Here is a 13,689-nt window from a genome sequence, read left to right as displayed (position 1 = left end):
GGCGGCATTAGCTGCCCTTTCAATTTAATGACATTAGCTATTATGGTAACTCTATTATGGCAAAAGAATTCAGTCGTACACGTCGTATAGGCCAGCAGTTACAGCAAGAGCTGGCTGTTGTCCTACAACGCGACATGAAAGATCCCCGTATTGGTTTTGTGACCGTCAATGACGTTGATGTTTCTCGCGATTTAAGTTACGCCAAAGTCTTTGTCACCTTCTTTGAAGAAGACAAAGAAGTTGTGCAAGAAAAGCTGAACGCGCTGATTGCTGCCGCTCCTTATATTCGCACCTTAGTGGCAGGCCGCATGAAATTGCGCGTGATGCCAGAAATTCGCTTTGTTTACGACAGCTCATTGGTTGAAGGCATGCGTATGTCTAATCTCGTCAGCCAAGTCATCAACAGCGATAAAGCCAAACAACAACAGTTTGGTAGTGCTGAAGATGGTGTTGTTGATAATGACATTGACGAGAGCGATGACACCGAAGGTAAAGCGTAATGGCAAGACGTTCAAAGGGCCGCTTTATTGACGGTATTGTATTGTTGGACAAGGCCACTGGCATGAGCTCCAACTTTGCATTACAGCGAGTAAAGCGCTTTTTTAATGCCAACAAAGCGGGGCATACGGGGGCGCTCGATCCACTGGCGACGGGCATGCTGCCAATCTGTTTAGGTGAAGCGACTAAGTTTTCCCAGCATTTGCTCGATTCGGATAAGCGTTATCTGGTCACGGCAAAACTAGGGCAACGTACCGATACCAGCGACTCAGACGGCGAAGTCGTACAAACACGCCCGCTCGAGTTTACAGAGGCGCAGTTAATGTCTGCCTTAGCGCATTTCCGTGGCGATACTTTGCAAGTGCCATCCATGTATTCAGCGCTCAAATATCAAGGCCAACCCTTGTATAAGTATGCCCGAGAGGGGATTGAAGTGCCGCGTGAGGCGCGTCCAATCACTGTCTTTGAACTGAACTTCATCGGTCTAGAAGGCGATGAGCTAACCTTAGACATTCATTGCTCTAAGGGCACTTATATTCGCACTATTATTGACGATTTAGGCGAAATGCTCGGTTGTGGCGCCCATGTGATCATGCTGCGCCGTACTCAAGTTGCACATTATCCCTACGATAAAATGGTCACTCTTGAGCAGCTAGAAGCCTTAGTCGCTAAAGCACAGGAACAACAACTTGATCCAAGCAGTTTGTTGGATTCGTTACTGTTACCTATGGATACGGCGGTTGCCGATTTTCCTGAGGTCAATGTCCCTGATGCGAGTGCAGCTTACTTAATGCAAGGTCAAGCGGTGCGAGTCGCGAACTTAGAAGCAAATAAGCTGGTACGGATTACCTTAGGGACTGCACGTCGTTTTGTTGGTATCGGTGAGATGAATGATGATGGCTTACTGGCCCCGAAGCGTTTAGTCGTTATTCACGACGAACCTAAAGCATCTTAATGGATTTGCTCGGATATTATTCCACCGCTTTTATTGCGCATGCCAAAGATTATGGGTAGAATAGCGCGCCCTCTGGCTGAGTTAGTGATCGGCTAGGGATTCACATTTTATATTTGGAGAGACACATGTCACTAAGTACTGAAGCGAAAGCAAAAATCCTGGCTGAATTTGGCCGTGGCGCAAACGACACTGGTTCAACTGAAGTTCAAGTTGCGCTGTTAACTGCTCAAATCAACCATTTGCAAGATCACTTCAAAGAGCACATTCACGATCACCACTCACGTCGTGGTCTGTTACGTATGGTTAGCGCTCGTCGTAAGTTATTAGCTTACCTGAAGCGTACCGAAGCTACACGTTACAATGAGCTGATCCAAAAGTTAGGTTTACGTCGTTAATCTCTCGTCGATTAACGTAAAAAAGGAGGCTTAGCCTCCTTTTTTATTGCCTAAAATTCAGTATGTTGAACTATATCCTCAGTACATTAGGCACCACGTAATCCATCAATATTACTAATGGTTGCAGTTTGACTGGCAATATATAGCGTCTCAAACTCAGCCTGTGGTAAAGGTTGGCTAAAGTAAAAGCCTTGACCTATCTGGCACTCATTACTCTTAAGCCAATCGAGTTGCAGCTCGTTCTCAATCCCTTCAGCCACAATAGTTAGGTTTAATTGCTTACCTAACATCAAGATTGTTGATGCAATTGCACTATCCTTGGGAAGATCGGAAACAAAGCAGCGGTCAATTTTCATAGTGGTGATTGGCAGATGGCGTAAGTAAGAGAGGGAGGAATAACCAGTACCAAAATCATCTACCGCGATACCAAATCCTGCCGATTTAAGTTGCTCTAATTTGTTGATAGCAAGTTCTATATCATTCATTAATGAGGTTTCAGTAATCTCTATTTCTAATAACTCGGGTTGAATTTGGTATCGTAGCGCCATTTGTTTGATATCAGAGACTAAGCTTGCGTCGGCAAATTGTTGTGAGGCGACGTTAATTGCGATAGGAATGGCATAGTTATATTTCTTCTGCCACTCCCGGAGTACTCGGCAACTCTGCTCTATCACCCAACGACCGATAGGGATAATAATGCCGGTTTCTTCTGCCACCGGAATAAAGGACATGGGACTAATTAAGCGGCCCTCTTTTTGCCAACGAATTAAGGCTTCACATCCGGTAATTTTACCTGTTTGCAGATCAAGCTTAGGCTGGAAGTAGAGCAGAAATTCATTATTTTTCAGTGCATCATGTAGTGATGCTTCTGTCCGAAGTCTAACCGCAGCTCGTTCTGTCATTTGCTGTTTGAAGAAAGCCCATTGATTAGAACCTGCCGCTTTTGCACTGTACATCGCAATATCAGCATGGCGGATAAGATCTTCGGCGCTATTTCCATCCTCAGGATAGATAGATATTCCGATAGAAGCCGCAGGGTGAATCGCGTGTTCATTTAATTGGATGGGGACATTAAGTTGCACTAAGAGTTTATCGACAAAGTCAGCAGCTTGGTCTGGAGAGTGAACTGAGTCGGCTAAAATAACGAATTCATCACCGCCTAGGCGAGATACAGTGCCTTTATCACCCACTACACGTTCGAGGATGCGCGCGATACGGGCGAGGAATTGATCGCCAAGGGCGTGTCCTAGGGAGTCATTAATATTTTTAAAGCGATCTAGGTCGATAAACATCAGGGCAAAGCTACGTTTGTGTACTCTAGAGCGTTGGATTGTGACGGCAATTGTTTCGAGCAGTAAAGTACGATTAGGCAATCCGGTGAGTGGATCTCGTGTTGCCATTTTTCGAAGTTTTGACTGGGTTTGACTAAATTGAATTAAGATCTGATTAAATTTCGACGTTACCAGTCCCAATTCATCATCCTTATGTGCATTGGACATGGGGAGCAGGTTTTCGTCGGGCGAATCGGGTGCGATTTTATCGATTGCTTCACTTATCCGGGCTATCGGCTGGGTTAAGAAGCGGTGGAAGACGACAGATAATACCAAGGTGAGCAAAAGTGCACGGGCTAAGGTTGCAAAAAAACTAAACCTGAGTTGGCTAAAGAGGGTATTAGTCAGTTCCTGTGTGTCATAGAAAATAGTCAATGTGCCAATAAGTTGTTGTTTTTGTGTGCCTTCGAAATAGAAGGGACGATACAGTGGGCGTGAAATTTCTTTAAGATCATCAAACAGTTTATTGCTGAGGCTTATAAAAGTTTGTGAGCTGGTTTTCTGATTATTACTCACTGACACAAACATGGAGCCATCATCGAGTTCGATGACTGCTGAGCCGACATGCTCAACTTTTATTGCACCTTCTAAGGTTTGTCTAGCGAGATTATCATCTAGTGCCCAAACGGCGTTAGCTGAAGGTTGTTCTACCGAATCGAGCAATTCCTGTTGAGTGGTAGTGAGTTGTTGTTTGGTGGATACCACCACAAGGGCAATTTCAACAATAAAAATAGCGATAGCAAAAAATAACGCAGTAAAAACGACGAGGTTAGTCTGTTTCCAAGTTAGGGATTTAAAACGACCCGTCATTCAGATCTTCCTTTTAATTGTTATTTTTCACCAGAGGGGATTGCCTATATCACTGTAGAGCATAACTCTTTGTTGATTTAACCACTTTAGTGAAAAGATAGCAGTTTGTCATCATTATCTGCTCTTTATCTATGGTTCATAATTGCAGTATACTTACGCGCGTAATTCAAGGTCATTAATTAAGGAATGGGTCACGTGAATCCAATTGTAAAGAGTTTTGAGTATGGTCAACATACAGTCACCCTGGAAACAGGCGTTATAGCGCGTCAAGCTGATGCAGCCGTGTTAGCGAGTATGGGTGACACGACAGTGTTAGTCACTGTTGTAGGTAAAAAAGAAGCCGATGCAGGCCGTGACTTCTTTCCTCTGACTGTTAACTATCAAGAAAAGAGCTACGCAGCGGGTAAAATTCCTGGTGGTTTCTTTAAGCGTGAAGGCCGTCCTTCAGAAGATGAGACATTAATCGCTCGCCTGATCGACCGTCCAATTCGTCCTCTTTTCCCCAATGGTTTCACCAACGAAGTTCAAGTTATCATCACTGTGGTATCTGTCGATCCACAAATCGAGCCGGATATTATTTCGATGATCGGTACTTCGGCGGCGCTTGCCATTTCGGGTATTCCATTCAGCGGTCCATTAGGTGCGGCGCGTGTGGGTTACATCAATGGCGAATACGTACTGAACCCAACAGTGACTCAGTTAGAAAGCAGCCAACTAAACTTGGTTGTTGCAGGTACTGAGAGCGCGGTATTGATGGTTGAGTCAGAAGCTCAAGCCTTACCAGAAGAAGTGATGTTAGGCTCAGTGGTTTATGGTCACGACCAACAACAAGTGGTTATCAAAGCGATTGCTGAATTCAAAGCAGAAGCCGGTAAACCAGCTTGGAATTGGACTGCTCCAGTGCAAGATGAAACGCTGGTTGCTCAAATCAAAGCGCTTGCTGAAGCGGGTTTAGGCGATGCGTATAAAATCCAAGTAAAGCAAGATCGTTATGCTCAAGTTGCTGTAGTTAAAGCTGCAACGAAAGAAGCGTTATTAGCAAGCAATCCTAATATTGATTTACGTGAAGTTGATGGTCTGCTCGGTAGCTTAGAGAAGAAAGTAGTTCGTGGTCGCATCATCCGTGGTGAGCCGCGTATCGATGGTCGTGAGCCAGATATGATTCGCGCATTAAGCGTATTGGCAGGCGTATTACCACGTACCCACGGTAGTGCACTGTTTACCCGTGGCGAAACCCAAGCGCTGGTGACTTGTACTTTAGGTACTGAGCGTGACGCACAGAAGATTGATAGCATTATGGGCGAGCGCACTAGCCGCTTCATGCTGCACTACAACTTCCCTCCTTATTCTGTTGGTGAGACAGGTATGGTGGGTTCACCTAAGCGTCGTGAAATCGGCCACGGCAAGTTAGCATGGCGCGGTATCAACGCAGTAATGCCATCTGCTGAAGAGTTCCCATACAGTGTGCGTGTGGTTTCTGAAATCACTGAATCTAACGGTTCAAGCTCTATGGCATCAGTCTGTGGTACGTCTCTTGCGCTGATGGATGCGGGTGTACCTATCAAGACTTCTGTAGCGGGTATCGCTATGGGTCTAGTGAAAGAAGGCGATGACTTTGTGGTTCTGTCTGACATCTTAGGTGATGAAGACCACTTAGGTGACATGGACTTCAAAGTAGCCGGTACCCGTGACGGTGTGACTGCACTGCAGATGGATATCAAGATCGAAGGTATTACCAAAGAAATCATGGAAATTGCACTGCAACAAGCCTATGGCGCACGTGTACATATCCTAAACGTGATGGATCAAGCGATTGGTTCGCACCGTGATGATATCTCTGACCATGCTCCACGTATCACAACTATCAAGATCAACCCAGAGAAGATCCGTGATGTTATCGGTAAAGGCGGCGCGGTAATTCGTGCACTGACCGAAGAAACTGGCACGACTATCGAGCTTGAAGATGACGGTACAGTAAGAATTGCTTCTTCTAATGGCGAAGCCACCAAAGAAGCTATTCGTCGTATCGAAGAAATCACTTCAGAAGTTGAAGTGGGTCGTATCTACAACGGTAAAGTTATCCGTATCGTTGACTTCGGTGCCTTCGTTAACATTCTGCCAGGTAAAGATGGTTTAGTGCACATTTCGCAAATCAGCGATGAGCGTGTTGCTAATGTCTCAGACCACCTTGAACTGAACCAAGAAGTCACCGTTAAAGTGATGGAAGTGGATCGTCAAGGCCGTGTAAGACTGTCAATCAAAGAAGCACAGACTAAAGAGTCTGCTGCTGAATAATGGTCTAAACAGACATTATCGGTGTCAGTTTCGACGTGACGTGACTAAAAGGAGATCAATTGATCTCCTTTTTGTTTGTTTGGGTTTAATAAAGTTGTGTTTAATGCTATTCCTCAATAGCAGTCCAGTTGTGGGATTGCTATCATGAACATTCTTCTGCGTGAGTTGGGAATCTAAAAAGGTAGAAATGGATGAGTCTTAAAATTAGAACCGCTGTTGTTGCTGTGCTGGCGGGTGCCAGCTTGATGTTGGCTGGATGTGCGACCACTCAATCCCCCTTAGACAACCAAAATGACGTTGAAGGTAAATTGGTTATCGCCCCGGTGATGACTGATTATAAAGTCGAGGTGACCCTTGCTAAGCTCAATGAGATTTTATCAGCTGTTGAATTGACCAACGAGCAGCGCGCTCGTTTCCATTACGATCGTGGGGTAATTTACGACAGTGTGGGCTTGCGTTTAATGGCGCGCATCGATTTTATGCAAGCGCTAAAATTGCAACCCGACTTAGCCGATGCCTATAATTTCCTTGGTATTTATTATACCCAAGAGGGGGAATACGATAGTGCCTATGAGGCGTTTGATGGTGTATTAGAGTTATCGCCAAACTATGATTATGCCTACTTGAATCGTGGTATCGCGCTTTATTATGGTGACCGTAACGATCTTGCCTTAAAAGATATGCAATCCTTCTATGCTGCCGATAATAAAGATGGTTACCGAGCATTATGGTTGTATTTGATCCAATCAAAGGATAATGCCGTTGAGGCTAAACGCCAGCTACAGGAACACCGTAAGGGGCTTGAAGCGGATGCATGGTCAACCGTGATTGTTGATTATTATCTGGGCGTTAAGAGTCGTGAACAGGTATTTGCCGATGCCAAGTTAGGCCTCACTCATCCTAAAGAATATGCTGAACGTTTATGTGAAGCTTATTTCTATCTTGCCAAAATGGCTATTGCCAATAAGCAATATCAAGAGGCTGCAAATTATTTCCGTCTCGCCCTTGCGACTAATATTTATGACTTTGTTGAGCACAGATATGCGCGAATTGAGCTGGCAAAGGTCAAAGGGTTGCTCGAAGGCACAAAATAAGTCTTATCGCCCGAGGCTCATCTTGGGCTTTGCCTAGCCAAGCTCGCACTGAGGCGCTATAATTTGCGCCTTTTTTAGCGATACGAGTGCATAGGTTAAATGTCAGACAATAAAGTAGAGGTCGATAAACGTCGCACCTTCGCGATTATATCGCACCCTGATGCCACCCAGCCTTTCAACGCTTAAAATCACCTTTCATTGCACACCACAATCACATCTCTACTTACTGAATTTAAAGGTTTTTTGTCTTTTTCTCGTTTCTTTGCTTTTCAATGATGTTCAAGCGTAATCTCGGAAAGTGTGTACAAACTTGAGTACAAATTCCGTTTTAGAGGTCTTTGGCGAAAATTCCATGACACAAACCTGGCTGTAGGCCTTGTCGTTACTGGGTTTGACGTAAAAAGTACTACCGTTAAAAAGAGTCTCTTTTTTTGGTAAATGTTTTCTTCTGTGCCAAATTACAAAATTTAATGAGGGAGTCTATTGTTGGTGTAATTTTTGCTCTAGTGTTTGTTTTTGAAGATGCTTGAAGCGAACCAATACGGTTATTTCTAATTGAGATATCAGACTTACCTTCAAATTTAGTTGCTGTTTACACCATCATTTTGCACTTGTTTTTCGACTTGTGTGTACAAAATTTCCTGTAACTGTGTACAAACTTCCTCTTTGTTGCACTTATCTTCTGGCGATTTGACGCGAGTTCTTCTGTAGCCCTTGCTGTATAAGGTCTGAGCGACAAAAGTACTTAGGGAGTTTGATGCGTCAGTTCGCGATTATCAGCGAGAGTATCGCTCTTTTGTCGATGACAAAAATCTCATTCTACTTATATATTATTATGTATCAGTTCATGGCTTTTGATGTGTAATAGCTAATCGAATTTGTATTATTTGAGCCACTGTGATATGTTTTTGTATATAATTATTCTTAAGTGATGCATTAAGGCGTATCAAAATGAGCTATGTAACAGAGCAGATACTCAAAAGTCTTCGAGAAGCTCGGGTACGAAAGGGGTTTAGCCAGAGAGAGTTAAGTGCTCGTTCGGGGGTGCCTCAAAGCCATATTTCGAAAATCGAGTCTGGCAGTGTTGATTTAAGAATATCCAGTTTGATTGCACTTGCCCGTGTACTAGACCTAGAGCTATTGGTTGCGCCTAAAAAATCTGTACCTGCCATCAAGTCGATCATTCGAAGTGGACAAGGTATTAACGGCATCAGCGACGAGGGTGAGCCAATGTCGCCCGCATATCAGTTAGAGGAAGACGACGATGACTAACCATGTCTCTACGCTCAACGTTTTGCTTTACGGTGAACCCATTGCAACGATCACCAACGTGGGCAATGACAGAACGATTTTTGCCTTTATGGATTCGTACATTAATGATGAATCACGGCCTGTGTTAGGGCTTGGCTTTAAAGATTCGCTAGGTGGCTTGCTGACTAGCTTCAAACCGACCCAAACCAAGTTAACCCCGTTTTTCTCTAACCTTTTGCCAGAAGAAACCATGCGAAATTACCTGGCAGAGCGTGCCGGTGTTAATCCAGCGCGGGAGTTTTTTCTATTGTGGGTACTGGGACAGGATTTGGCAGGCGCAATCACGGTTGTGCCTGCGGATGGTGAAGCTTTACCACCTAGTGTGCATCAAGACATAGAAGATGAAACGAAAACAGATGAGCCAATGCGTTTTTCATTGGCGGGAGTGCAGTTGAAGTTTTCAGCTGTGCAGCAGGCAAATGGCGGTTTGACGATCCCAGCAACCGGTCAAGGTGGCTCTTGGATTGTAAAATTACCGTCGTCTCGGTTTGAAGCTGTGCCAGAAAATGAATATTCGATGATGGAACTGGCTCGAATGTTGGGAATGGACGTGCCAGAAACGCAGCTACTCCCCATTAATCGGATTGCTAATATCCCCAATGGCATTGGCAAATTTGGTGACAGTGCGTTTGTGATTAAGCGTTTTGACCGTGCAGATGGTCAAGCTGTTCACATTGAGGACTTTGCGCAAGTGTTTGGTGTTTATCCTCAAGATAAATACAAAAAAGCCAGTATGCGCAATATTGCTCATGTTATCGGTATTGAAGGGCAAGACGAAGACATTGCTGAATTTACTCGCCGATTGGTGTTCAATACTCTAATTGGTAATGCTGATATGCATTTGAAGAATTGGTCTGTGATCTACAAAGATAAGCGCACCGCATCGATTGCGCCTGCTTATGACTTTGTTTCAACCATTCCTTATATCCCCGATGATAGTGCATCGCTGAAGGTGAGCCGTAGCAAGAGATTCAGCGATTTCACGCTGGATGAGCTATCACACTTAGCGGCTAAAGCCATGTTGCCAGAAAAATTGGTGTTAGATACTGCAAAGCAAACTGTAGCAGGCTTCCATGAGGTATGGGCGAAAGAAAAAGCGCATTTACCCCTCACTAAGTCAGTGATTGAAGCCATCGAAATGCACTTACGAAGTATACCGCTACGCTGAATTCCTAGTAGCTAGAGCGTGCATATCGATAAAGATGGTTTAACTTAATGCGATTTTACGGCGCTTTTCGCCGTAAACTGGAAATTTGGTAAACTGCACAATGATACCGGTGTCATGATAAGGCTGATCTTCTGAACAAATCATGCATCTTTCTGACCATCAACAAGTGATGAATCAGGCGATGATAGCTTTACATTGATTTTCAGGAGAATGCAGATGACAGCAGTAGCGCACCAGGTAACCCCTTTTCTAACATCTTACGAAGTGATGGCTCGTTACCACATTAGCTATACGACGCTCTGGCGAAGAATAAAAGATGGTAGCTTGCCGCAACCTCGTATCAACCGAAATACACGAAACAAGCTGTGGCACATTGAAGATTTGGAGGAGTATGAGAAGAAAGAGGACTGAGCCTCTTTCTTTTATTTTATTGTCCGAAACGCCAGTTGAACGGAAAGCCTGTCGGCTCGATGATGGTCTCTAGCTGTTGATACCAAACGTCGTAAGCATGACGCATTTCATCCAGGTACTGATATTGGTTGTAGATAGCATCCAACCCTTTTTTGCTGTGGCCAATCATCAACTCGGCAACTTCTTGCGTGGTGATGGCTGACATTCGCGTTCGCATCGTTCTGCGAAGATCATGCATAGACCAGTGTTCCATCTCAATACCAAGCGATCTGCGAGCCCAGATTTTCACATTGTTAGGAATAGTGGTATCAAAGCCATTTGTGGCAAGCTCTTCTTGTCCGTTCGCGGGAAACAAGTAAGTTGATTTGCTCATTTGCATCGCCAGTTCAATCAGCTCGATAGCTGGTTTAATTAATGGCCGCATGATCGGCGCTCCAATTTTCTCACCTTGTTTGCGGATCTCTATGGGCACTGTCCACATTGCAGATTGCAAGTCAAAGTGATGCTTTTCAGCTTGAATGAGTTCGCCCTTGCGACCGCCCAATAGCAGAAGCAGTTTTATGTAGATGCGGTTCTTCTCAGTGATTTTTGACTCGTGCAAATAGCGCCAAAGTATCCTGATCTCGTTGTCATTTAGCACCCGAGTTCGTTTGCCTTTCTTGCCGCCGACTTTCTTTGCTGTGATCCCTGCGGCAGCGTTAATTTCCAAAATTTGTTCATCAATCAGCCAGTCATAAAACTTATGCAGCACAGACACTAGGCGCTCTGTGTTCGAAGGGGACGACTCCGAAACCTCACGAAGACAGTTTCGCAAGGACAATTCATTGATGTCAGTTAATGGGTACTTGCCAAGTCGGGGCAGCAAATATATTTCACTGCTGCGTTTTTGGTAGTGCCACGTTTTCTCCTTTAGCCCTTGCTTACCGGCAGAGTCTATCCAGTCTCGAAAAATCGATTCGAAGCTTTGGTTGGCAGAATACTTGGCCCGTTCCTGCTGTAGGTAGAGCTTGGGGTTTCGGCCCTGATCAAGTACCGCCCTTAACCTATCCAGCTCATTCCTAGCTTCAGCAAGCTTCATAAGTGGGTAAGTACCAATGTCTACCCGCTGTTGCTTGCCATCGAAACGATAACGAAACTGAAAAACAATTTTGCCCTTGGGCGATACCCGAGCACTTAGCCCATCACGGTCGGCTTTTACTACGGTTTCTTTTGCTTCTTTATTTAACCTGGCATCGAGCCAGCTAACTGATAACGCCATGTTATAAGCCCAGCCCTAGTTTTGATTTTAATGATTGTTTACGTGATTCTGCTTTGGGTTCTAGCGCTGTACTCACAGAAGTAATTTCAACTTCTGGTGCATGGCCATCCACCGGTGCAGATGTAGTGGATAGATTGGGTTGGCTCATTTGAATTAACCCAAAGGTGGCCAGCATCCGCAGACGCTCAGCGCGTTCCCGTGGTGGCGTCTTTTCCAATTCTTTGAGCAGTTCAGGGTGGCTCCCTGGGGGAATGTTGACGACAACTCTCATAATCAGGCCCCATAAAACCAGAAGCCTCGGACGTTCGCCAAAACAGACTGTTCCGGCACGATGATCTTGCTTCGTGAAAAAATCTCCTTGGCCGCTTCCTTATAAGCCATGGCTCCACCTCCGGCGATCAATACCAAGTCCGCATTAATGCTTTCGTCGCGCATGGATTGGCGCATGGCTGTAAGAGCAACAGGCGCTACCTTTTTCATGGCAGCATTCAGATAAGGTGAAATATCGACCTTTTCTCCAAACAGCAGCACCTGCAAGTCGCTGGTTCTCATGGCTTTTTCAAGTCGATCCATACCTACTTTGGCACCGTGATCTTCCGAAATCAGCTTATCAATGGTTTCCAGTAGCACGGACATTGCCTGAAGACTGGTTCCTGATGAGCTGTAGCGAATTTCTCCGGCCTCAAGGGCAACCCAGTCAACAGAAAAAAAGCCGGGATCTATGACGACGACGCGACCTTCTTCAATCAAGCCCAAATCTCCACCTGTTTGAACCAGATCCATATAGGCACCGGCAGGCTGCGGCAGCACTCTGACGTCATGAACTGTGATGCTGCGCTTAGGCGTCACTTGATGGACACCTTTTAAACGCTGCACAAGGTCAGACTTACGTTGTGGTTCATGAAACTGGGAAACCGGTAATCCAGTGACAACCAAATCGATGGATTCTGTTTCAGCCATTAACAAGGCGGCATGAAAAAGTGCCTTATAGGTTTTTGTGGTGGGATATTCCGGGTGAAGCTCTCGTTCCCAGCCTTGAAGTCGTCCAGCAGGAACACCAGCGGCCCAACGCTCGTTATCGACTGACACATACAAACAAGTTTCATCATCGCCTCCACCGATACGCTCTGGCATACGATCCGCAGGACCGGCACCCGCAGGCAGAATAATGGTTTTCGGTTCACTGCCTGATTGGCCAATTGCCAGCTTCAGGTTTGAGTAACCGATATCTACGCCTAGTACAAACATACTTATCTCCTGTGCACTCAAAGTGCTCTAACGGTTTTCAATCAACCGCACTGGCCACGCTTGGGCATTTCCAAGTGCTCTGGCGGTTCACTCAAATGTCATTATCAGGATTCGGTGCACTGGCGGTGGGCAGAAAGGTGACAAATCCTTTCATCTATCTGCCTATTGCATTTTCGCAAAAGTATGAGAATAGGCTCTGTTTGGCGGCGGATGACCTAGTCAAAAAAATCGAGACGCCAAACGTCGTTTGCATTCTGGCCTGAACTCGCCAAACGGTTTGTATCTTCATGACGATACGTCGTTTTAGGCGTTTTTAAGTTAAATCGGGCTGTATCCCTTGTCAGGTATGGGATTGCGCGAGTTGATTTATATCGAGACGCCAAACAGTGATTGTTACGGCAGTTTTACGTTTGGCGTTTCGATCCAAAAGCCAAACGGATAGTGGTTTTGGCTTTTGGGGTTAATTGGATGGGGAAATTGGTTTGGTAGAAATCGTCAATGAACAATGGAAAGCAGAGGTATCAGATTTACTTCAGCAAGAAACAGACAGGCTAAAAGCGCTGGCACGAGCTGAAGTTGATGACTTTTGGGTTACCCATTACAAGGTTCGCGAAAATGCGCCCTTTAAAGATTGGGGGCTGCTTGGTGTCCGTATCAGAGACTTTAAGTATGGCTTTGGCATAGAGTGGTACATCAACAGTTTTCACGGTCAACGAGGCAAGCGCGTGGTATTTAGCAAGGGGCTGCGTATCTCAAAGACGAAGCTGAGATACTCATTTTTGGACTGCCAAGGTTTGGCCAAAGAATGGGAGTTAGCGCTGGCCATGGAGAAAGAAGAATTCTTCAGTGATATTCGACGCCAAGTTGATAAGCTCAACATGCTGCGTCGCAGAGTGAATGCCTATTGAGTTAACT

Annotated in this window: 13 protein-coding genes; 9 read left to right on the top strand and 4 right to left on the bottom strand. The window is 45.2% G+C overall.

What is annotated here, in order from left to right:
- Nucleotides 1–56: 56 nt before the first annotated feature.
- The 3 genes from rbfA (at nt 57) to rpsO (ending at nt 1,848) form a co-directional block, all read left to right on the top strand.
- Nucleotides 57–500: a 30S ribosome-binding factor RbfA gene (gene rbfA / locus FJD32_RS17240; RefSeq protein WP_037429693.1), complete on the top strand. Its 444-nt coding sequence runs from the start codon at nt 57–59 to the stop codon at nt 498–500.
- Entirely contained in the window at nt 500–1,453 is a 954-nt protein-coding gene (gene truB, locus FJD32_RS17235; RefSeq protein ID WP_037429691.1) for a tRNA pseudouridine(55) synthase TruB, read from the top strand. Before rbfA ends, truB begins: the two co-directional genes overlap by 1 nt.
- A 125-nt stretch (nt 1,454–1,578) precedes the next feature.
- Nucleotides 1,579–1,848: a 30S ribosomal protein S15 gene (gene rpsO, locus FJD32_RS17230; RefSeq protein ID WP_037415266.1), complete on the top strand. Its 270-nt coding sequence runs from the start codon at nt 1,579–1,581 to the stop codon at nt 1,846–1,848.
- Between the two features lie 86 nt (nt 1,849–1,934).
- Here the strand turns inward: rpsO and FJD32_RS17225 are convergent, their stop codons facing one another.
- Complete coding sequence (locus FJD32_RS17225; RefSeq protein WP_140907605.1) at nt 1,935–3,989, bottom strand: EAL domain-containing protein; 2,055 nt, start codon at nt 3,987–3,989, stop codon at nt 1,935–1,937.
- A gap of 195 nt (nt 3,990–4,184) precedes the next feature.
- On the opposite strand from FJD32_RS17225, the gene pnp reads away from it, so the two are divergent.
- The 5 genes from pnp to FJD32_RS25310 all read left to right on the top strand — a co-directional run bounded on the left by pnp (nt 4,185) and on the right by FJD32_RS25310 (nt 10,268).
- Nucleotides 4,185–6,284 carry a polyribonucleotide nucleotidyltransferase gene (gene pnp, locus FJD32_RS17220; protein ID WP_037429689.1) on the top strand — a complete coding sequence of 700 codons (2,100 nt, stop codon included), beginning with the start codon at nt 4,185–4,187 and terminating at the stop codon, nt 6,282–6,284.
- A gap of 191 nt (nt 6,285–6,475) precedes the next feature.
- Complete coding sequence (gene nlpI / locus FJD32_RS17215) at nt 6,476–7,378, top strand: lipoprotein NlpI (protein WP_037429687.1); 903 nt, start codon at nt 6,476–6,478, stop codon at nt 7,376–7,378.
- Nucleotides 7,379–8,329: 951 nt separating this feature from the next.
- Nucleotides 8,330–8,650: a helix-turn-helix transcriptional regulator gene (locus tag FJD32_RS17210; protein WP_032479294.1), complete on the top strand. Its 321-nt coding sequence runs from the start codon at nt 8,330–8,332 to the stop codon at nt 8,648–8,650.
- The gene (locus FJD32_RS17205; RefSeq protein WP_032479293.1) at nt 8,643–9,857 is read left to right on the top strand and encodes a HipA domain-containing protein; all 1,215 of its coding nucleotides are present in this window, start codon (nt 8,643–8,645) and stop codon (nt 9,855–9,857) included. Before FJD32_RS17210 ends, FJD32_RS17205 begins: the two co-directional genes overlap by 8 nt.
- A gap of 216 nt (nt 9,858–10,073) precedes the next feature.
- On the top strand, nt 10,074–10,268 hold the full coding sequence (locus FJD32_RS25310) for a DNA-binding protein (RefSeq protein WP_000127614.1): 195 nt from the start codon (nt 10,074–10,076) through the stop codon (nt 10,266–10,268).
- Between the two features lie 16 nt (nt 10,269–10,284).
- Here the strand turns inward: FJD32_RS25310 and FJD32_RS17200 are convergent, their stop codons facing one another.
- Genes FJD32_RS17200 through FJD32_RS17190 form a run of 3 tightly spaced genes read right to left on the bottom strand, consistent with a single transcriptional unit; the run spans nt 10,285 to nt 12,774 of the window.
- A complete protein-coding gene (locus FJD32_RS17200) occupies nt 10,285–11,526 on the bottom strand; it encodes an integrase family protein (protein ID WP_025441390.1) in 1,242 nt (413 codons plus the stop codon).
- Between the two features lies 1 nt (nt 11,527).
- Nucleotides 11,528–11,797 (bottom strand): hypothetical protein, encoded by a 270-nt coding sequence (locus FJD32_RS17195; RefSeq protein WP_032479292.1) that lies wholly within the window; start codon nt 11,795–11,797, stop codon nt 11,528–11,530.
- Between the two features lie 2 nt (nt 11,798–11,799).
- Nucleotides 11,800–12,774, bottom strand: a complete 975-nt coding sequence (locus tag FJD32_RS17190) for a ParM/StbA family protein (RefSeq protein ID WP_032479291.1) — start codon at nt 12,772–12,774, stop codon at nt 11,800–11,802.
- A 464-nt stretch (nt 12,775–13,238) separates the two neighbouring features.
- Between FJD32_RS17190 and mobI the strand changes: the two genes are divergently transcribed.
- Entirely contained in the window at nt 13,239–13,682 is a 444-nt protein-coding gene (gene mobI / locus FJD32_RS17185) for a conjugative transfer protein MobI(A/C) (RefSeq protein WP_032479290.1), read from the top strand.
- The last annotated feature ends 7 nt before the right edge of the window (nt 13,683–13,689 follow it).

This window comes from Shewanella sp. LC6 (assembly GCF_006385735.2).
Classification (GTDB): Bacteria; Pseudomonadota; Gammaproteobacteria; order Enterobacterales; family Shewanellaceae; genus Shewanella; species Shewanella xiamenensis.
Note: the sequence above shows the minus strand (reverse complement) of the source record. Positions and strands in the feature narration are given on the sequence as shown.